The sequence below is a fragment of the Bartonella sp. AA126HLJHH genome, assembly GCF_042197425.1.
In the GTDB taxonomy this organism is placed as follows: domain Bacteria; phylum Pseudomonadota; class Alphaproteobacteria; order Rhizobiales; family Rhizobiaceae; genus Bartonella.
Map to the genome: position 1 here is coordinate 1 of NZ_JBHIRU010000005.1, position 21,185 is coordinate 21,185.

The window sequence follows — 21,185 nt, forward strand, 5'->3', positions numbered from 1 at the left end:
GCATCCTTTACATCTTTTACTGTACCAAGAATGCCCACATTGACAGAGCCTGTCACACCAGCAAAAGACTTTTCATGCTCCTCTGAATGGCTTTTATGGTGATCTGTCATGCCATCAATCGTCACACTTTCTCCACTCACATTGATATCTTGACCGGAAAGCAGATGAGAAGCAGTGATTGTGGTCTCTTTGTCTGATTGCGTGATAATGTTTCCCGTTGCCCCAAGGATAGAGGAGACCGTTGTGGTATGCGATTGAGATGTATCGGACGATTCCTCATGCAAAAAGCCACTTGATGACGATTGTGCTTGCTGGTCCAAGTGTTCTTGGGCGCCTTTTATGACAATCTTTCCCCCAGAATGAATGGTAATATCCGCTTGTTTTTGATCTCCCAGTGCTTTCTCTTCTGACGTTTCCTCTGCCTTACCGGCTATGAGCGTCGAGGCTACAACTTCCGTGTTGTTGCCTGAGGCAATGGCAATGCCTTTTTCTCCTGCTATACTTGAACCTACTACTTGGGTGGCTCCAAAAGTTTTATAATAGGATGAACTTCCCCCAAAAAAACCGCCATCTGTATAGCTAGATATCTCACGGTGTGAGCTATCCTCTGCATTATTGATCAGGACATCGTTGCTGGCTTTCAGCCCCACCTTGCCATCAGCCGCAATGGAACTACCTGTAATGCTAAGGTCATGCGGTTTGCCATCCTGTCCTGCAATGACAGTGGTATCACCTCCAGATTTTATCGAAGAGCCAACGGCATGAGAGGCTTGCATGTCCACTTTCGTGTTTTTGCCCTGAAGATGATACTCCATCTCATCGTTTCTTACCCCTATTGTTACCTCCCCTTGGGCGCCAAGAGCAACATTACCCTTGGCATCTATATTGGAAGCAGCAATATGGATATCGCCACCCGATAGAACAGTGGTCTCTTTTCCAGAACTTAGATGAGAGCCATTGTGCACCGCGACATGAGATGTTTGATCCCCGCGATGGCTATTGGCACTGTTGCGTGTGGCATCAATCGAAACATTCCTCTCAGCTTGCAAGAGGAGTTTATCCGTTGCTTGAACATCAGAGCCTAAAATATTCAAATCTTTTCCAGAGACATAAGTGGGCTTGATGTACTTTGAAAAATATTTATTTAAAAAAAATGTGTGAATACACAACAACAAGTGTATTCCGTTTAGGGCGTTCTGTTTTGCATGAGGAGTATGATCCCATTAAAAATGAAGAGATTAAGAGGAATAAAATAGAGAGATAATAAAATAAAGGCCCCGTTAAACGAGGCCTTAGTATTTTTTGTGCTGATAATTTCATTTTTACGAAATTAGAATTTGTAAGCGACACCTACACGGAAGTCATTGGTTTTGTAGTTGAATTCACGTGTATCGTTGGCGAATTTCTTTTTACCAAAATCGGAGTAACGGTATTCTGCACGTAAAAGAACGTTGTCGGTCATTGCAAAGTCAACACCGCCGCCAATAGTGAAACCAACCATTGTCTTCGTGTCATCAGCCCAAGTACCACCAGTCAAATCTACATTTTGCTTAACTGATGGGTTTTCAACCACACCAGCTTTCTGTTCAACTTTAACTCTCTCTCCTTTTCCTGTAACTGATTGAATACCCTGTACCTGCGCATAGGCAATACCACCAGCAACATAAGGCATAATGCGGTCAACAGCAGCAAAACCGATACGAACGCGTGTAGCACCAGACCATTTTTCTTTGTAACTGTGCTTTTCCGTTACCTTGTCGCCTTTTTCAAACTGTTGCTGACCTTTTAATTCAACCTTAGCTTTTTCAAGGGCAGCATTAAAATCTGCTGCATTTTTTTCAGTAAGAGTCAATTCACGGGCTGTTTTTGATTCTTCACGGTCTGCCCAAACTGCATCGGTTTCAACACCGAGAATGAGACCATTTCCAAGGTCTACGTTAGATCCGGCATAAATACCACCCATGAAACCAGAAGGACTAGGTGTGTTATCTTTTTTGAAAAGTTCTTTATCTTCTCCTGGAATAGTTACTTTAGTTTTACTCGAAAAGTTACCAACTTGACCACCAAGATAAAAGCCTGTCCAAGAAAACGAGGGGGCTGCTGCGATAACTGCTGGGGCTGTTTCACGAGGGATGATAACATCAGCAGCTTGTGCTGCAGAAGCTGAAATTAAAGCGGCAATAGAAGTTGCTATTAAAGATTTTGTATTCATAATTTTGCTCCTAAATTAACTATCAAGCGACCTTACAAGATTACAGATAGAAAAGCTGTAGTAAAAATATCACAATCATACAAATAAAACCCCAGAAAACAGCGTTTTTTTAAAAGTCAAGATCTCTTGAAAATTTAACTTTTTATTAATACTTTTTTATTCATAATTGCACTTTTGATGAAATTAGAACTTGTAAGCGATACTTACACGAAAGTCATTGGTTGTGTAGCCTAGTTTAAGATAATCCTTTTTAAATTCCTTCTTACCAAAGTCTGAGTAACAGTATTCCGCACGAAGCAGAATATGATCTGTCATCGCGAAATCTATACCACCACCAAGGATAAAACCCTCCATCGTTTTTGTTTTATTAAATACTGTAGCAGAAACTCTTTACTTGGCTTACCCATTTGCCAACTTTTTTGTTCCTGAAACTTTACCAACACCTTGTATTTGCGCATAAGCAATACCATCGCAAGATAAGGCATAATACTGTCAGCGACAGAAAAACCAACACAAACCCGTGTTGCACCAGACCTTTTTTCTTTGAAACCAATGCGATACACTGCTGTGTCACCCTTTTGAAACTTTTTATTTTCATCCAATGTAACACCAGCAATGCAACACCAGCATCTTCAAATTCATCATTAAAATCATTAAATTCATCAACCACAAGAATCTTTGAGACCGTCTTCGTCTCTCCTCGGTCTGCCCAGACTGCATCGGTTTCAACACCTAGAATGAGAACATTTCCAAGATCTACGTTGGAACCTAAATAAATACCACCGATGAAACCGGAAGGCATAGGTAGTGCATCTTTATCTGAAGTTTTTTCTTTTGTCTCAAAATCAAATACATAAACTTTGACTTGAAAAGTTGCCAACTTAACTACCAAGATAAAAACCTGTCTAAGAAAACGAAAGAGCTGTGATAACTGTTGGAGCTGTTTTACGAGGAATGACAATATCAGCAGCTTGTGCCGCAGAAGCTGTAGTCATAGCGATAACAAAAGTTGTTACTAAAGATTTTATATTCGTAAACTTTGCTCCTCATTTATTTACGAGCACAGTATTATACGACTACAAAAAAACGCTGTAGTAAAATGATACAATCATAGGAAACGAAAGCTGACGCAAGATAAAGTCATTTCATAACTTCACGTTTCATAAGAAATTGTAAGTTACAAGTATGTGTAAATTATTGATTTTATGGCATAATTGTTATCTGTCATTTATAAAAATCTTTTTAAGAAAATCTAAATAATATCTTTTACTCCCCTAATAAATATAGGGTATGTGATAATATAACAACAGAAAATAATAGAGGCCCTGTCAAAGACAGAGCCTCTTGGAAGTTTATTTCGTTTTTTACGAAATTAGAATTTATATGCAACGCCAACACGGAAATCATTGACTCTGTATTGAAGTTCAGCTGTGTCTTTAAAGTATTTCTTTTTACCGTAGTCTGAGTAACGGTATTCTGCACGCAACAGAACATTGTCTGTCATTGCGAAGTCAACACCAGCACCAAGGGTGAAACCAACAAGGGTCTTTGTTTCATCATATACGTTACCAGAAGCAACCAATTTACCAGAATCAGCAGAAGGATTAGCAGAAGTATCAACAGCTTTTTTCACTTCAATTGCGGAAATTCCTTGTATTTGCGTATAAGCAACACCACCAGCGATATAAGGCATGATACGATCAGCAGCAAAACCAATGCGAACGCGTGTAGCACCAGACCACTTTTCTTTCAGAGTAACACTTTCGGTGTATGCATCTCCAGATGCAACTTTTAGACCATCTTTCACTGGAATCTTAGCTTCTGTAAGGATTTTAGTAATATCTTCAGCAGTTTTATTGAATACTCCTCCAACCTTATGTTCACCGTAATTAACTGTGTCTTTTTTACCAACAAAAGAGACATCTGTATCCAAGCCAAAGACTACACCACTGCCGAGATCAATATTGTAACCTGTGTATAGACCACCGATCATACCAGAAAACTTAAAATCGTTTGAAAAGTTGTCAGATTTCATTGAACGACCACCAATCTGAGCACCAAGATAAAAACCTGTCCAAGAATAGGCAGGGGCTGCTGAGATGACTGCTGGGGCTGTTTCACGAGGGATGACAACATCAGCAGCTTGTGCTGCAGAAGCTGCTGCTATAGCGATAACAGAAGTTGTTACTAAAGATTTTATATTCATAAACTTTGCTCCTAATTTATTTATGAGCACAGTGCTACAAGATTATAGAAAGAAAAGCTGTAGTAAAAATGATACAGTCACAGAAAATGGAGGGCACATCCCAGACAAAATCGCTTCATAGCTTGATTTTGTACGAGAAACCTAAAGATATATATATAAATAACTTATTGGTTTTTAAATGTAATTCTTGTTTATTGTCTATGATTTTTTTTAAGAAAATCTGAATAATATCTTTTCACATCCACAATAAATTATGTATTGTGTGATAATATGGCAACAGAAAATAACAGAGGCTCTGTCAAAGACAGAGCCTCTGTTATTTAACTTATCATCTGTTAAAATTTGTAAGCAACACCAACACGGAAATCATTGGTTTTGTAAGAAGTCTCATATTTATCATTTGAGAATTTCTTTTTCCCAAAATCTGAGTAACGATATTCCGCACGTACAATAATATTATTGGTCATTGCTAAATCAACACCAGCACCAAGGGTGTAACCAACAAGGGTCTTTGTTTCATCAGACAGAGTACCAGAAGCGATTACTTTGTCTGAATCTTTATCTGTTATTGAAATCAACGCACTATCTTGAAGCTGTGTATAAGCGATACCACCAGCAACATAAGGCATAATGCGTTCAGCTGCAAAACCAATACGCACGCGCGTTGCACCAGCCCACTTTTCTTTAAAAGTGAAACTGTGGGTTCGTTTAGCACCAGGTTTAAGCGCATCTTTACCAATATTAATTGCAGCGTCTTTTAATACCTTGTTAATATAATTGATGTGTTCTGGGGCAATGACATATGTTTTTCCTGTCTTCGTGTCATCTTTATTAGACCACATGATATCTGTATCAACACCTAGAATAAGGCCATTACCAAGATCAACGTTGGAACCTGCATAAAGACCACCCATGAAACCAGATAGTTTAGGCAAAAGGTCATCAGGCGCTGGAATCTTGTTTCCATTACTGAGAATATCCATTTTCGTTTTACCCGAAAAACCACCAATCTGGCCCCCAACATAAAAACCTGTCCAAGAAAAAGTTGGAGCAACAATAACGGGAGCAACAGGTGTTGGTCTTGGGGGAACAATAACATCTGCTGCTTGTGCTGCTGAAGCTGAAACAAAAGCGAAAGCAGAAGCTGTTATTAACCATTTCATATTCATATTTTCTCTCCATAGCTGAATATTTATTTGAACACACCGTTTCATATAGAGCCCCATCTTCAGATATCTGTAGCAAAAATGATACACTTATAAAAAAAAACAAAAAGCCAATCAAAGTACCCTTAATTGCTTGATCTGTAATAATGAGAATAAAACTATGCCCATGCACAAATGATCTCTTTTCCTCACGTTTTCTCTCCTTTATCATTTTGATAAAAAAACTGCGCCACAGTACCCTCCGTGTAAAGCGTGTGCTATTGACATAAAAATATAATATATTGATTTATAATGAAAAAATATCTTTTATATTAATTCGTCTGCAATATTGACGATGCTCTTATCTTAAGCCTTTTTATATTAAAGAAACCAAAACCATCCCTCTGCACCTCACAAACAAGCAAGTGTGTGAATAAATAAAACTATTTAAAAGCTAACATGATGCCTCCTATTAATACTCTCAATATTGAATATTGAAGACCGTTACAATATTGAGAACAGCTAAATCTAACTGTTCCATTTAAATTCATACAAACAACGTTTTTAGCTTCATCCTTCGCATAACCAAATGTGAATAGCTCTTTGATTGTTTTTTCATCATTGTAAAGAATGCTTGTACCGCACAAAACAAGATCTCCACTACCCTATGGACTGCAACAAAATTACATGTAATTTCATCACGCTTGCTCTTTGTTTTTAATTTAGGAATTTATTCCTTTTTGACATATTTACGCTTCTGCTTAACTTTCTAGAAAATCTTTTCCAGAGCTTTAGCCCTATTTGTAGGCTATCATTTCATACTCTTTTTAGCTAAATTGAAAAAAATACCTAAAGACAGACAACCGGTATGATAAACATTAAAACTTATATAGAAATCTCCTTAAAGCTGAAAAAACGAGAAATCTTTCTTAAAGTTTTCACACCACACCTTGCTTTAAAAATCATGAATTTGGCAGAAAAAATATCTGATATTTTGAATCATAGACAAATGAATATTTTATAAATTCTGTAGTCGAAGCATAGCATGAAAGATCAAAAGTTTAACATTTTTGTTGCTTCACTCGATTTTGATGAAGTATCCTTTCAGATCCTCTCTGCAAACAGCTTAGTTTCTTGTCGAGAGGATTTTTCTTAACTCCTTACTTATGTGATTCACTTAACTAAAGGCTCTCTCTGGACAAGCCCTACTCTAAAAACACTTATCAAGGAGTTTTATATGCGCTGTATAGTTACGCTTAAAATGACAGTATTTACAGTATAACAGCGTAACCCAAAATCGGGAGGTTATATTTATCCAAACCCATGAATTTTGTAACGAGCGATTGCCATTATACAGAGTATTCTTACACCGAAATCCACCTCCCCATATCTTTTCCAAATAGTACTCTTCACCCCCTCCGTACATAATTATAATACCCTTTGCGAACAACTGCTCCTCCACTTTTCAAATGATAAAAAATATCTCCTCTCTTCAATTCCCGATCATACGTTAGACCTCTTGATGTTGTTTTCTTACTTTTTAATAACTCATTGGACTTCGTCCAAATAAGTCTGGTCGTTTTCCTTTCCCTGATCCTCTTTTAGGCTTTTTAAATCTTTTTTTACCAGAATATGATACAGGTACTAACTTAGCTGCTGTTATGCATTGGTTGTTATGCGTGCAAGAAAGTTCCATTTGAACAACTTCAGAGAAGATCTTGCTCAACTGTTCACTAGAAAAAAGATCTCTAGGAGGAACAATAGAAGGTATACCCTCTATTAACTTTTGAGAAGACAAGAAAGAAGCACCCTGAGCTACAGAGATTGAAGCAAACGTAGCGAAAGCCGTAATAAAATATTTTATATTCATAAATTTAACCTCATTAAATATCCATAATGGATTTTATCTAGTGTCTTCATTGCAAATTTCTAGAGAAAAATAGCATGTTTATAGATAAAAAGTGAGAATCCTCAAAAAACAAAGCTTTGAAGCATTTTAATTTTAAAATAAAAGAAAATTGCCCTGCTCTGCCAACATAGAAATTACTTATTGAGTAATAAATAAAGGCACGAAGTATCGTCTGAAAATAATAAACTATACGAACTTCATATAATATACTGATTTATAATGATAATTTAGCGTTATTCATATTGACTGAGAATCCTAAATACCATAAGATTCTCTCATTCCAAATCTTTTTCATGTTGAATCAATCAAAACCATTTGTTTGCACGTTACAAGTTGTGAGAGCTGTGTAGATAAAAAACACTAAAAAAAAAGACTAAAAATGCCTCTTATGAACCGTCTCAAGTGCTAAGGACTTACACAACATTGGGAATTGGCACAGTTGTGTGGATGGTAGCGGCTTGTTACTCCATAAGCATAAAGATGGTAGTGTTCAATAGATTTTATATTGGTATTGGAAGCTTTATTGTTATATCTTTTATGAGCGCCACCGTAAAATGAACTTGGGTGTCGGTTTCTTCACAAAAAGCACATGAATTAGCAACACAAATATATTCCGTTTAGAGCGTTCTGTTTTACACGAAGAACGTAAATCCATTAAAAACATGAGAAACAAAAGTATGGGGCAATGCGTAATCTCTATTATTTAACAGACATTGCTTTAAATACTTTTGAAAGTCGTAAAGCAGAATTAAAAATGATGGTAAAGATGAGATTGGTTTTTTACATTTACACATTCATATTCTCCCCCAATTAGGCTGTATACCGGTTTCAGAGATTTAAGTCTTCCAACCTACCGTATGTTTTCAGCCTCTCCTCAAAATTGCTTTGTTTCAAATAAAAGCTGTTACAAAAATAAAAAATATGAATTCGCAAAAGTACCTTTATTGCCTAAACTTCAAATGAAATAGCACTTAAGAATTTATTATAATTCTTATCAGAAAAGATGAGAGGATAAAATGCCCATAATGTACAAGCATTTTGTCCTCTCACATCAATAATTAACTCCATTTAAAAGCCAATTTTAAAGTTAGCTATGCGCAAAAATATCAACTTCCGCCCATCCTAAAAGATCAAGCCTAGCTCTCATAGGCAAAAATTGAAAGCATGCCTTGGCAACATTTTCTCGCTCTTCACGTCTTAAACGTTCTTCAAATATAACCTTTAAACGATGCAAATATAACACATCCGACGCAGCATATTCAATTTGTGCCTGTGATAACGTTTCTGCCGCCCAATCCGAAGATTGTTGCTGTTTAGAAATATTCACATTCAGCAATTCATTACAAATTTCTTTCAAACCATGACGATCCGTATAAGTGCGCGTGAGTTTCGAAGCAATCTTTGTACAAAAAATAGCCTCTGGCATAACACCAAATGTATGTGCTAAAATAGCAAGATCAAAACGCCCAAAATGGAATATTTTTACGACCGCTTTATCTTCAAGAAGCTTGACCAAATTAGGTGCATTCTTTTGTCCTTTAGCAATCTGTATAATATCGGCAGTACCATCTCCAGAAGAAAGCTGAACAACGCATAAACGATCACGATAGGGTTGTAATCCTAAAGTCTCGGTATCAATCGCAATGGCATCAGTTTTATAATTGTCTAAGTTTGGTAAATCACCTTGATGAACGCGAATCTCAGCCATTTACCCTCCTACTTGCTAAAGCAGCAAGAATACGCGCCCAAGACCGCTGCCCCTTATGAAACGATTTTAAATTATATTTTTCATTAGGAGAATGAATACGGTCATCAGCCAGTCCAAAACCAACCAAAAGAGTTTCCATACCAAGAATTGACCGAAAATCTGCTACAATTGGGATCGAGCCCCCCATGGCTGTCAAAACAGCAGGCACTTCCCACTCTTGTGATAAGGCATCCTTCGCCTCCTTGATAAAAGATGAATCATCAGAAATCTGAAGTGCCGGAGAAGAACCGTGATTCTTAAATTCAACCTTACAATCAGCAGGAATTGAGCTACGTACATAATCACGCAACGCTTGGCGTATTTTCTCTGGATCTTGTTTATGCACCAAACGACACGATACTTTTGCACTCGCTTGAGAAGCAATAACTGTTTTCATCCCTTCCCCTTCATAGCCGCCACTAATACCATTAATTTCCATGGTAGGACGTGCCCATACAAGCTCTAAAATGCTCCGCCCTTTTTCACCAGCTGGAACGGAAAGTCCTATAGGACCAAGAAAATTTTCAGCAGTACAATTAAGTGCATTCCATGATTGTAAAATCTGTGGAGGTGTTTCTTCTACGCCATCATAAAAACCAGGAAGTGTTGCCCTATTATTTTCATCGTGAAGTCCTGCTAAGATTTTCGTTAAAATACGAATGGGGTTAGCTGCTACTCCTCCAAAATAACCAGAATGCAAATCACGATTCGCTGCTGTGATAATAATCTCTTCTGCCATAATTCCCCGAAGAGAAAGAGCAATAGATGGTGTATCCGCATCCCACATTGACGTGTCACAAACCAATGCATAATCTGCCTTAAGTTCATCTGTATTTGCTTTTAAAAAAGGAATAAGGGAAGGAGAAGCACATTCTTCTTCTCCCTCAAATAAAACAGTAACTTTAATAGGAAGCTGCCCTGTTTCTTTCTTAAATGCACGACATGCTTCAATAAAAGTCATCAACTGACCTTTGTCATCTGAAGCTCCACGAGCACAAATAACTTTCTCTCCATCTCTCTCTTTTAAAGAAGGTGTAAATGGATCATCCTCCCATAAACTCAATGGATCAACAGGTTGAACATCATAATGTCCGTAAAACAACACATGCAAACAATCATCTGAAGGTCCAGGATGATGCCCAACAACCATTGGATGCCCCGGCGTATCACGGCGTGAAGCCTCAAAACCGATGCTTTTTAAATCCTCTACTAACCAATCAGCTGCTTTACGACATGCATCCTTGTAAGCCGAGTCTGTAGAAATCGATTGAAAACGTAAAAGAGAAAAAAGGCGTTCAAGGCTCTTCTCTATATTTCCATCAAGATGTGTTAGTACTTTATTCAGCATAAAAAAAACCTTTCAAGCCTTGTGTAATTATATTATAGATGCGATGACTTTAAGCCTCTTGTAAGATTTTGCAAGACACCTTATTCATTTTTGACATTGTGAGCAGTAAAAACTTGAACGTCCAGCCTGTAAAATGCGCATAATAGGCGCTCCACATTCCAAACATTGCTTGCCTTCTCGTCCATAAACTGAAAAAGCATGCTGAAAATAACCAAGCGAACCATCTATATGCATATAATCACGTAAAGAAGAGCCACCAGACAAAATGGCTTCAGAAATCACATTGCGTATATTTTGTGCTAAAGAATCTGCAAATTCACGTGCACGTGCCGTTTTTGATGCCAATGTAAATGCACCACGTTGTGGAGACAAACGACTCCGCCAAAGTGCTTCACAAACATAAATATTCCCAAGACCTGCAACAATAGACTGATCAAGTAAAACACCCTTGAGAGACATTTTTTTATTAACAAAAGCCTTTTGTAAATAACGACCAGAAAACGAATTACTCATAGGTTCAAGACCTAGCTTATTTAAAAGTGGATGTTCATAAAGCTTATCCGTATCGACTAAAAGCATAAACCCAAAGCGACGCACATCATTATAAATAAGACGATAAACGTCACCATTCTTTGTCTGAATATCCATGACAAAATGATCATGTTTAACTAATTTACTTGACGCTGAACAAGCTTTTCTTAAAAAATCATTCTCTATACGCCATGAACCAGACATTCCTAAATGGCTTAAAATCGTTTCATCCTGAGAAAGATGAAATAATAAATATTTCGCACGCCGACCAAGTTCTATAATTGTTCTGCCAATAAGGCGCTCAGAAAAAGCCTCAGGAAAAGGAAAGCGCAAATCTCTACGATTAAGTTTGACAGATACTATCTTTGCATCAGTTACAACGGACTCAAGTCCACGACGAACTGTCTCTACTTCAGGAAGCTCAGGCATTACTCTTCTTTAATAATTATACACTTTCCAATCGTATCACTGATAAATTGACTTCTTCCCCCCTCAAAAAACGAAGACTTCCTCTACATCTACTAAACAAATTCTTGATGAGTCGATTTTACTTGGATTCCTACTCATGTGAATCATTTAACTAAAGGCTTTATGGACAAACCCTGCCTTGAATATATACCACACACTCTAAAATACTTAACGTATCAATAAAGCTTACATCCCACCCCACCTCAAATGACCGTGTTTTATGGTAACAAAATTAAGCCCATTCACCCTTACGAAATACAGGAACTCTTACACCATCTTGGGTAATGCCATCTATGTCAATTTCACCAGAACCAATCATCCAGTCAATATGAATGACACTTTTATTCCCACCACGTGCTGCAATCTCTTCTGACGTCAATGATGCCCCATCTAAAAAGCATTTGGAATAACACTGCCCTAAAGCAATATGACATGCAGCATTTTCATCAAATAAGGTATTATAAAAAAGGAGTCCACTCTTAGAAATTGGTGAAGAATGGGGCACAAGGGCAACTTCGCCCAACCGGCTTGCACCCTCATCACTTTGCAAAACCTGCTGTAAAACTTCTTGACCTGTTGATGCACGAGCCTCAACAATACGCCCGGCTTCAAAACGTATTTCAATATTATCAATCAGAGTTCCTTGATAGGAAAGGGGCTTTGTTGAGCGAACGAAACCTTCAACCTTATGAGCATGAGGAGTCGTGAAAACTTCTTCTGTCGGAATATTCGGATTGCAAATAACACCATTTTGAGCAACGGATGCACCACCATGCCATTCATGATCATCTGCCAAACCAACAGTTAAATCAGTCCCTGGCCCTGTAAAGTGTAAGGCAGAAAAACGCTGCTCATTAAGCCAAAATGACCGTTTCTTCAAATGTGCATTATGAACAGTCCACGCCTGCACCGGATCTTCTCCTGTAACACGTGAAGCAGAAAAAATTGCATCGGCTAATTTTTTAATCGCCTCATTAAGTGGTAAAGAAGGAAACATTGCCTCAGCCCATCCTGCTGTTGGATAAGCAACAATCGACCAATTCATAGCAAAATTTGATATTTGCTTGAGTGCCGGCTGGTAAGCTATTGAAGTGGCTTTATTTAAACGTGAAACCTTATCAAAATCCTGATTGGAAAGGAGCAAAGGATTATCACCAACAATCGCTAAACGCGCTGCCCCATTTTCAAAAGCCTTTGCCATTCCCTCATAAAGCCAAGAAGGGGCACAATCAAAACTAGCTGTATGGGCATTTTCAAACCGTGTAAGCGATAACATATCATCACTAAAAATTGGTGTAATGACACCAGCACCAACCTTATAAGCATGATATGCAATACGCCGAACAAAAGGTAACGCTGAAACTGGAGCAGTTAAAACAAGATCCTGCCCCTCTTGTAAATTCAACCCCACTTTCACTGTAATTTCTGCAAGACGATTAAGCATTTCAGGCAAAATTGTCTCATGAATATCAAAGTACATTACCAATACCCTTCTTTAAATAGAATGCGTTCTTTATGTCGTCATATTATAAATTGTTTTTCAGATCCTTTGAGTTCGCTTTCTCTACGTATATTTATGCGTATCATTATCGCTAAAATTCACTTAATTCATAAACCGCAATGGGTATATCATCCTTCTTTGGTCATGAAAAACTTACTAGTTCCTGTGTCGTTTTTCTAACATTGCAACAATTGCATTTAACTGATCAGATGAAGGTAAAACCATAATCGTTTTATTTTCCTCTTTCCTAGCTAGATGTTGAGGTGCATAGGCAGGGATAGGAACTTTATCAAGCTGTACCATAGCAAAAGGCGCAGGATGTGCCATCTTGGACTGTGCTACTTCTGTCGAAGGAGATGTACTTTTCTCTGCCTTTACGCCCCTACTCTCTAAGCCTTCATCTATAAAGCTTGGCGCATGACCAGAACGTTCTTGAGCAAAAGCATAAGCAACATCATAAGGGCGATTATTTGTAGGAACTTGAAGCTCTCCATCACGTGATCGTTTTTCATAAAAAGCATTTCCCCCTGCAACCTGAACATAATGCATGTTTTTATACGGAAAAGACAAACCAGCGGTATGAAAAAACTTAGCGTGTTTAACTTTCTTATCTCGTTCACCCCGTAAAACGGCATCAGCCGCCTCTCTTACACGAGCAACAGATGCTTTCTCCGTCATAGGACGCGTTAAAACACCAGGAGCAAATTGCCTATATTGACCAACAACACCACAAATCGTCTTAGGATAGGCGGTTGAATTAACACGATTCATAACAACCGTTCCAACGGCAATCATTCCTTCACGGCTTGTGCGATTTGATTCAAAATACATCGCTCGCATAAGACATTGACGCTCTGTCAATGGATATGTAACCGCTTTTGTCTTATTATTATTTATTTTTCCAGCATCTAAATGACTTGAAGCACATCCCACAACAACTAACGGCGCTACACAACAGGTAACAAAAACATTCCAACGATTTTTTTTCATCTTATGCAACACATTCCTATAATCTCTGAGATATTCAAGTCTTGAAATGAGCTTTAAATGTATCTCTCAATAAAGTACATAGCTAATTGTTACCACTCAGTAAAATTTTAATACAAGAGGTAATCAAAAAGTATCTATGCAAAATAAAAAATAAAAAACTCTTAATTTACAGATCGATATTGTTATTCTTCATGGTTCAATATAGGCTATAATAACCCACACGTTTCAATTACAATAAAGTAACACTATCCACTTCTTCTACATACGAAAAAATAATACAGATATCCCCTTTAATATAAAATTTTAACAAAATGATCTGAAAGGAAATTCCCCTAGAAAACTCCCCTCCTGCCACAATACGAGTGATGATATCATCCAATATACAAATATGTCAAACCAAGAGTTAACAATCTGCCATGCTTCTCTGAAAAAGCTCTTTGTTGCTTCTTTGTGCTTTGCCATAAAATGGTTATCTTATTCTTCTTATAGCTGCACTGTAAGAAAATACTCATATATCTACAAACTTATTTTATACATATAAGAAAAATTTTAATCTATTTTCTTCTCACCTACCCCAACTTTATAAGTAAGGTCATCACGAGGACGATCAGAGGACATATGGTAACCCGTTATGATATAATGCAGCATTTCAGCAATATTAGTAACATGATCACCAATTCGTTCAATATTCTTTAAACAAAACAGTAAGTGCGTACAAACCGTAATATTGCGCATATCTTCCATCATATACGTCAAAAGTTCACGAAAAAGAGAAGTATACAAAGCATCAATCTTCTCATCACGCTCACGCACCGCGTCAACACGCTCTAATAGGCGACTCGTATAAGCATTTAAGACTTCTTTTAATTGATTGAGTGCTAAAGCTGTAATTGTTTCAAGCCCATGATAAACAGAAGCAGATTGACGTATTTCTGAAAGTGCAACAGTCCTTTTAGCAATGTTTTTTGCCATATCCCCAATCCGTTCAAGATCAGAAGAAATACGAATGGCTCCAATAATTTCACGCAAATCGACAGCCATCGGTTGGCGTTTGCAAATAATAGCAACCGCTTTTTCATCAATGTCACGTTCTGCTTCATCTAAAAACACATCATCGGCAATCACTGTCGTTGCAAGTTGAAGATCACTACTCACAACCGATGCGACAGAACGTTCAATCATCCTTTCTGCATGGCTCCCCATTTCTGTAATCCTTACTCTTAAATATTTTAGTTCTGCATCATAAGAACGGACAGTATGTTTCATAGACATATCTTACACTCCTCAATTCACCTATCCAAAACGCCCCGTAATATAATCTTGTGTCCGTTGCTCTTTTGGTGAGGTAAAGATCATTTCAGTCGCACCAACTTCTACCAAATGCCCTAAATGAAACATAGCCGTATATTGAGAAACACGTGCGGCCTGTTGCATGGAATGCGTTACGATAACAATTGTATAATTTTGCCGTAACGCATCGATAAGCTCTTCAATCCGTGCTGTTGCAATGGGATCAAGAGCTGAACAGGGCTCATCCATCAAAATAACTTCAGGACTAACCGCAATAGCACGTGCAATACACAAACGCTGTTGTTGTCCCCCTGATAAACTTGTTCCAAGATCATGAAGGCGGTCTTTTACTTCTTCAAACAAACCTGCCTGCCTCAAACTCTTTTCAACGACATCATGCAATTCAGAGCGTGTTTTAACTAAACCATGAATGCGTGGACCATACGCAACATTCTCAAATATAGATTTTGGAAAAGGGCTGGGCTTTTGAAAAACCATTCCAACACGAGCGCGCAATTCTACAACATCAATCCGTGTGTCATAAATATTCTCCCCATCTAAGGTAATAAGACCAGTTGTTTTAGCGCCTTCAATTGTATCATTCATACGGTTAAAACAACGCAAAAAAGTTGACTTTCCGCATCCTGATGGACCAATCAAAGCAGTTACTTGATGTTCAGGAATATCAAGTGTAATACCGTGGAGTGCTTCTTTATCTCCGTAAGAAACCTTCACATCCTGACCGCGCATTTTAATCTTCATTACAAAAATTCACCTTACAAAAATCTTATCAAAGCTGTTGTTTTATTAAAATTACTGGCGGCGTTCAAATCGTCGACGTAAAAAAACCGCAGAAATATTCATGATCGCAAGAAAAATCATCAATACAATAATAGCACCTGATGTCTTTTCAACAAAAGCACGCTCTGCTTCACCCGCCCACATAAAAATTTGAACAGGCAAAGCCGTTGCTGGATCCATGGGGGTCGTAGGAATATTAACAACAAAAGCAACCATTCCAATCAAAAGCAAAGGAGCTGTTTCACCCAAAGCCTGAGCGACTCCAATAATTGTGCCTGTCAAAATGCCAGGCGCAGCTAAAGGAACAACATGATGAAAAATCATTTGTGTTTTTGATGCTCCCAACCCCAAAGCTGCAGAACGAATAGAGAGAGGAACAGCACGCAGAGCAGAACGTGTTGCAATAATGATCGTGGGAAGAGTCATGAGCGCTAAAACAAGACCACCAACAAAAGAGGCTGAACGTGGTAATCCTAAAAAATTAACAAAAAAAGAGAGTCCTAAAAGACCAAACACAATTGAAGGAACAGCTGCAAGATTATTGATATTAACCTCTATAAAATCTGTAAATTTATTTTTGCGTGCATATTCTTCTAAATAAAGAGCCGTTGCTATGCCTATCGGAAGGGAAACTAATAAAACGATGCCTATCATATAAAGAGAACCAATGATCGCAACACCTAATCCCGCAGTCTCAGGACGACTTGAAGCGCCAAATGTAAAAAAACCAATATTAAATGTTTTATAAAGCGTACCATCATGCGCTAAACGCTTTATCCATTCTATTTGTCGATTAGAAACTTTACGGTTTTTTTCTGCTACACGCAGATCAATCTGTCCCTTATAAGCAGAATCAATATCCGCAGATGCCAAAACTTTAACTTTTTGCATTGTGCCAATCAGTTTTGGATTTTTTGTCACCATTTCACGCAGTTGAACACGGACACCATTTGAAAACATACGGTTAACGTCCAAAAGAGAGGCTCGATCATTTTGATTGATATTAAGTTTCTTCGCTAAAGCATTGCGTACAAGAAGTGGATAATTCGCCGTCATGAGCACTTGTGGTTTTGTTTTACGTTGACCACTTGGATCAATGATCTTTTCATCCAAATAAATCGATAATGTCATTTCACTTTGAAAAAAAGCTGTATAACCCTGACTAATGATAGACCATAAAAGCGTAAATAAAAAAAATAAACCAATAAAAATGGCAATCAAACCATAGGCACGAAAACGACGTTCAGCCCAATACCGACGCTTGAGACTAATATTGCGACGAGGAAAAAAATCTTCATTCATTCATATTGTTCCCGATATTTACGCACAATATAAAGAGCTAGAATATTCATCAAAAGTGTCATAACAAAGAGCGTCATCCCTAAGGCAAAAGCCACCAGAGTTTGTGGAGAATTAAACTCAAAATCACCGGTCAATTGATTAACAATCTTAACAGTCATCGTAGTCATTGCTTCGAAAGGATTGAGTGTTAAATTTGCTGCAACACCTGCCGCCAAAACCACAATCATTGTTTCTCCAATTGCACGCGATGCCGTCAACAAAATAGCCCCCATAATCCCTGGAAGCGCTGCTGGTATAACAACTTTTTTAATTGTTTCAGATTGCGTTGCGCCTAAACCATAAGAACCTTCACGTAAAATGCGTGGAACAGCCGTAATAACATCATCCGATAAAGAGGAAACAAAAGGTATCAACATAATTCCCATCACAACTCCAGCAGTCAAAACACTTTGTGCCATAATAAAACTAACCCCGTCTGAGAGAGAAGCAGAGAGATCTCGTAAAAATGGTCCCACAACCTTCAAAGCAAAAAAGCCATAAACAATCGTTGGAATGCCAGCAAGAACTTCTAACAATGGCTTCACAATTGCTCGCAATCGCGCAGAAGCATACTCCGCCATATAAAGAGCTGAAAATAGTCCTATAGGTACAGCAAAAAGCATGGCAACAAATGCAATATAAAGCGTACCAGCAAGAAGCGGTATTAGACCAAATTGTCCTACTTCATCGCTGGAACCGCTCGCGGAAAAACGCGGATCCCAAACTGTTCCTAAAAAGAAATTTGAAAAGGATACAGACTGAAAAAAGCTTACTGTCTGAAAAAGCATAGAAAGCGCAATGGCTATTGTTGTCAAGACTGCAACAATAGATGCACAAATCAATCCAATAATAATAAAAGATTCAACTTTATTACGGGCACGTTGATGAGGCGCAATTTGCATCATTCCACAGATAAAACCAAAGGACGCAATAGCAAAAAGAAAAACATAACCTATAAACTTAAGCTTTTCAGAAGAGAATACCCACGACTGTGCTATTTTGAACACATCATCCGATGCTTCATCGGATAAAATCAATCCCTTCGCGAGTAATTGTGCCTGCACTTCCTTATAGGAAGCGGTAGAAAGATTCCCCTCAAAGCGATGAATCTTTTTGACGAGACTTCGAAGTGTCTCCCAAAGTAGATCGTGATTTACAGGCTCTGTTACATGCGCACTATACGCCCCCAGCTCTCGAGAGGCATTATATTCTAAATAAATTGTACTCCCAGCATCCCAAACAATTAAAAAAATAAAAGCTGGAATAACAGTAATCAAAAATGTCCACCAGCCATAATAATACGCACGAGAATGCATTTTATGTTGTCTGTATTCAAGAATGCGTGCTCGCATATAAGAAATACAAAAGCCACAAAATCCAAAAATCAATAATAGCAAAACAATGAAGGAAATGCGCATTTTATCTTTCAGTTTTTATAAAAAAATAGCACCCAAATTTCCTATCTCAGAAATCCAACAAATTTTCCCTGCAAATTATTTCAATGTCATTACTCGACCAGCAGAAAAATCAGAACGCTGTGCTTGACGTTCCTTTTCAGGAGAAACAATCAAACCATATTCAGCCAAAGGACCCTCTGGACCAATCATTTGATCAGAAAGAAAAAAATCAACATACTCTCGCAAACCTGAAATAATACCTAAATGTGCTTTCTTAATATAGAAAAAAAGCGGACGAGAAACCGGATATTGTCCACTAGAAATCGTCTCAACTGTTGGCGCAAAACCGTTAATATCGGCAACCTTTAGTTTATCAGCATTATTTTGATAAAAAGACAAACCAAAAATACCAACCCCTGTTTTATTAGAAGTTAGACGCGCAAATGTTTCAGAATAATCACCATCAATATCAACCGCTTTTCCATCCTTACGTACCGCAATACAAGCAGTGTGTATCTCCTTATCATCCATTCCTAAAGACTTCATCACTTCAACTGCCCCACTCTCTTTACACCCCTTAGTAAGTAATTTTTCCTCAAAAACTTCACGTGTCCCATGCTTCTCCCCAGGAATATACGCTGCTATCGTCCAATCAGGAAGAGCACTATTGACTGCACTCCATTTCAAAACATTATTCGGTTGCAACTTTCCGTCTATAATAATTCGAGCAGCAAGGGCTTTATAAACATCTACTGGCTGTAATTTCCAATCAGGTCCCTTAATATCAGTTGCAAAAACAATGCCATCATACCCAATACGTATTTCCTCAACATCTTTTACACCAGCATCAAAACAAGACTGTAATTCACTCGGTTTCATTGCTCGCGAAGCATTAACAATATCAACAGTGTTCTCCCCAATACCACGGCAGAATTCCTTAATACCAGCTCCTGTTCCTCCCGATTCGATAACAGGAACCTTAAAATGGGGATAAATTTCTCCAAATGTTTCAGCAACAATCTTTTGATAAGGTAAAACTGTAGATGAACCAGTAATCTGTATTTGATCGCGCGCATTGCCTCCATTTGCTGACAGCAGTAGCGCAAAAATCAATCCCACTCCAATTGATAATACTTTGTTCATCTATAAACTCCCTAAAAATTGGAAACAAAGCCTCTTAATTTATATCATACGGTCATTCTAGTTCACATTTGCAACATAACAAATATAAAAAACAACATGGATCATTTTTTTAAAACCATGTTTTTGTCCTCTGTCAAATAAATTCATTTGAACGCTTGAACTCAATAACATCCCAAAACAAATGAGCAACATCTGTACCGCAGAAGCGTTTAATTTCACGAATTCCCGTAGGAGACGTCACATTAATTTCTGTTATATAATCTCCAATCACATCAATCCCCACAAAAAGAAGACCGCGTTCCTTTAAGGCTGGACCAATGCGTTCACAAATCTCATAATCACGTTTTGTTAACTCCACATTTTCCGCGCGACCTCCAACATGCATATTAGAGCGCACATCTGTTTCTGTCGGAATTCGATTAATAGCTCCAACAGGTGTACCATCAAGCAAAATAATCCTTTTATCTCCTTTTCGTACTGCCTCTAAATAGCGCTGAACAATAAAAGGTTCGTGATAAATTTCTGCAAACATTTCCAACAATGATGCTAAATTACGATCATCTTGTCTTAAATAAAAAATACCAGCGCCCCCATTCCCATAAAGTGGTTTAACAATAATATCGCCAAATGTCTCTCTAAAAGCTGTTATTTCTTCAATATCTTTGGTAATTAATGTTTCTGGCATCAGATCAGAAAATTCAGTAACAAAAATTTTTTCTGGACTGTTGCGTACCCATGCAGGATCATTCACAACGAGTGTTTTAGGATGAATACGCTCTAACAAATGAGTTGTTGTGATATAATTGAGATTAAAAGGTGGATCTTGGCGTAAAAGAACCACATCCATATCTGTTAATTCCGTACGAACAGGCTTTTCTAATCGATAGTGGCTTCCCTCTTTATCATGTACAATCAATGGCTCTAGTCGTGCAATCACACAACCATCGTATAGAGATAAACGATCTGGTGTATAATGGAAGAGAGAGTGTCCACGTTCTTGGGCTGCTAAAGCGAGTGCAAATGTCGTATCTCCTTGAATCCGAACTGTTGAAATATGATCCATCTGAATGGCAATTTTCATAAATAAATCCTCTCTATCCTAAAAGCAGACTGGTCTATGCATCATAAACTTAGTAAACAATAAAAGAACTATGAC

General features: G+C 37.8%; 15 protein-coding genes and 2 pseudogenes. All 17 read right to left on the bottom strand.

The window, feature by feature from the left end:
* Positions 1-1,115, bottom strand: a pseudogene (locus tag ACFIQC_RS03785) (hemagglutinin repeat-containing protein); the annotation flags it as partial.
* Between the two features lie 215 nt (positions 1,116-1,330).
* The gene (locus ACFIQC_RS03790; protein ID WP_375630287.1) at positions 1,331-2,212 is read right to left on the bottom strand and encodes an outer membrane protein; all 882 of its coding nucleotides are present in this window, start codon (positions 2,210-2,212) and stop codon (positions 1,331-1,333) included.
* Between the two features lie 183 nt (positions 2,213-2,395).
* A pseudogene (locus tag ACFIQC_RS03795) lies at positions 2,396-3,207 on the bottom strand (porin).
* Positions 3,208-3,584: 377 nt separating this feature from the next.
* Positions 3,585-4,418 carry an outer membrane protein gene (locus ACFIQC_RS03800; protein WP_375706766.1) on the bottom strand — a complete coding sequence of 278 codons (834 nt, stop codon included), beginning with the start codon at positions 4,416-4,418 and terminating at the stop codon, positions 3,585-3,587.
* Between the two features lie 335 nt (positions 4,419-4,753).
* Complete coding sequence (locus ACFIQC_RS03805; RefSeq protein ID WP_375621215.1) at positions 4,754-5,587, bottom strand: outer membrane protein; 834 nt, start codon at positions 5,585-5,587, stop codon at positions 4,754-4,756.
* Between the two features lie 1,516 nt (positions 5,588-7,103).
* The gene (locus ACFIQC_RS03810; RefSeq protein ID WP_375621214.1) at positions 7,104-7,433 is read right to left on the bottom strand and encodes a hypothetical protein; all 330 of its coding nucleotides are present in this window, start codon (positions 7,431-7,433) and stop codon (positions 7,104-7,106) included.
* 1,126 nt (positions 7,434-8,559) lie between these two features.
* Entirely contained in the window at positions 8,560-9,180 is a 621-nt protein-coding gene (locus ACFIQC_RS03815; RefSeq protein WP_375611786.1) for a ribonuclease D, read from the bottom strand.
* Positions 9,173-10,567 carry a M20/M25/M40 family metallo-hydrolase gene (locus tag ACFIQC_RS03820; protein ID WP_375611787.1) on the bottom strand — a complete coding sequence of 465 codons (1,395 nt, stop codon included), beginning with the start codon at positions 10,565-10,567 and terminating at the stop codon, positions 9,173-9,175. The genes ACFIQC_RS03815 and ACFIQC_RS03820 overlap by 8 nt, the downstream gene beginning before the upstream one ends.
* 84 nt (positions 10,568-10,651) lie before the next feature.
* Complete coding sequence (mutM, locus tag ACFIQC_RS03825; protein WP_375621213.1) at positions 10,652-11,527, bottom strand: bifunctional DNA-formamidopyrimidine glycosylase/DNA-(apurinic or apyrimidinic site) lyase; 876 nt, start codon at positions 11,525-11,527, stop codon at positions 10,652-10,654.
* A 271-nt stretch (positions 11,528-11,798) separates the two neighbouring features.
* The gene (locus ACFIQC_RS03830) at positions 11,799-13,046 is read right to left on the bottom strand and encodes an aminopeptidase (RefSeq protein ID WP_375706767.1); all 1,248 of its coding nucleotides are present in this window, start codon (positions 13,044-13,046) and stop codon (positions 11,799-11,801) included.
* A gap of 177 nt (positions 13,047-13,223) precedes the next feature.
* Positions 13,224-14,057, bottom strand: a complete 834-nt coding sequence (locus ACFIQC_RS03835) for a cell wall hydrolase (RefSeq protein WP_375613326.1) — start codon at positions 14,055-14,057, stop codon at positions 13,224-13,226.
* Positions 14,058-14,606: 549 nt separating this feature from the next.
* Positions 14,607-15,329 carry a phosphate signaling complex protein PhoU gene (gene phoU / locus ACFIQC_RS03840; protein ID WP_375611791.1) on the bottom strand — a complete coding sequence of 241 codons (723 nt, stop codon included), beginning with the start codon at positions 15,327-15,329 and terminating at the stop codon, positions 14,607-14,609.
* Positions 15,330-15,350: 21 nt separating this feature from the next.
* Complete coding sequence (gene pstB, locus ACFIQC_RS03845; RefSeq protein ID WP_375611792.1) at positions 15,351-16,109, bottom strand: phosphate ABC transporter ATP-binding protein PstB; 759 nt, start codon at positions 16,107-16,109, stop codon at positions 15,351-15,353.
* A gap of 51 nt (positions 16,110-16,160) precedes the next feature.
* A complete protein-coding gene (gene pstA, locus ACFIQC_RS03850; protein WP_375611793.1) occupies positions 16,161-17,450 on the bottom strand; it encodes a phosphate ABC transporter permease PstA in 1,290 nt (429 codons plus the stop codon).
* Complete coding sequence (gene pstC / locus ACFIQC_RS03855) at positions 17,447-18,907, bottom strand: phosphate ABC transporter permease subunit PstC (protein WP_375611794.1); 1,461 nt, start codon at positions 18,905-18,907, stop codon at positions 17,447-17,449. The genes pstA and pstC overlap by 4 nt, the downstream gene beginning before the upstream one ends.
* Before the next feature lie 75 nt (positions 18,908-18,982).
* Positions 18,983-20,029, bottom strand: coding sequence for a substrate-binding domain-containing protein (locus tag ACFIQC_RS03860; RefSeq protein WP_375613323.1), 1,047 nt, complete (start codon positions 20,027-20,029; stop codon positions 18,983-18,985).
* Between the two features lie 133 nt (positions 20,030-20,162).
* The gene (gshB, locus tag ACFIQC_RS03865) at positions 20,163-21,110 is read right to left on the bottom strand and encodes a glutathione synthase (protein ID WP_375627632.1); all 948 of its coding nucleotides are present in this window, start codon (positions 21,108-21,110) and stop codon (positions 20,163-20,165) included.
* Between the last annotated feature and the right edge of the window lie 75 nt (positions 21,111-21,185).

Excerpts from the sequence above, each read along its gene's own strand:
- ACFIQC_RS03790 (WP_375630287.1), bottom strand. The coding sequence starts at position 2,212 with ATGAATACAAAATCTTTAATAGCAACTTCTATTGCCGCTTTAATTTCA.
- ACFIQC_RS03815 (WP_375611786.1), bottom strand. The coding sequence starts at position 9,180 with ATGGCTGAGATTCGCGTTCATCAAGGTGATTTACCAAACTTAGACAAT.
- ACFIQC_RS03800 (WP_375706766.1), bottom strand. The coding sequence starts at position 4,418 with ATGAATATAAAATCTTTAGTAACAACTTCTGTTATCGCTATAGCAGCA.
- phoU (WP_375611791.1), bottom strand. The coding sequence starts at position 15,329 with ATGTCTATGAAACATACTGTCCGTTCTTATGATGCAGAACTAAAATAT.
- mutM (WP_375621213.1), bottom strand. The coding sequence starts at position 11,527 with ATGCCTGAGCTTCCTGAAGTAGAGACAGTTCGTCGTGGACTTGAGTCC.
- pstA (WP_375611793.1), bottom strand. The coding sequence starts at position 17,450 with ATGAATGAAGATTTTTTTCCTCGTCGCAATATTAGTCTCAAGCGTCGG.
- ACFIQC_RS03805 (WP_375621215.1), bottom strand. The coding sequence starts at position 5,587 with ATGAATATGAAATGGTTAATAACAGCTTCTGCTTTCGCTTTTGTTTCA.
- ACFIQC_RS03820 (WP_375611787.1), bottom strand. The coding sequence starts at position 10,567 with ATGCTGAATAAAGTACTAACACATCTTGATGGAAATATAGAGAAGAGC.
- ACFIQC_RS03830 (WP_375706767.1), bottom strand. The coding sequence starts at position 13,046 with ATGTACTTTGATATTCATGAGACAATTTTGCCTGAAATGCTTAATCGT.
- gshB (WP_375627632.1), bottom strand. The coding sequence starts at position 21,110 with ATGAAAATTGCCATTCAGATGGATCATATTTCAACAGTTCGGATTCAA.
- ACFIQC_RS03835 (WP_375613326.1), bottom strand. The coding sequence starts at position 14,057 with ATGAAAAAAAATCGTTGGAATGTTTTTGTTACCTGTTGTGTAGCGCCG.
- pstB (WP_375611792.1), bottom strand. The coding sequence starts at position 16,109 with ATGAAGATTAAAATGCGCGGTCAGGATGTGAAGGTTTCTTACGGAGAT.
- pstC (WP_375611794.1), bottom strand. The coding sequence starts at position 18,907 with ATGCGCATTTCCTTCATTGTTTTGCTATTATTGATTTTTGGATTTTGT.
- ACFIQC_RS03860 (WP_375613323.1), bottom strand. The coding sequence starts at position 20,029 with ATGAACAAAGTATTATCAATTGGAGTGGGATTGATTTTTGCGCTACTG.
- ACFIQC_RS03810 (WP_375621214.1), bottom strand. The coding sequence starts at position 7,433 with ATGAATATAAAATATTTTATTACGGCTTTCGCTACGTTTGCTTCAATC.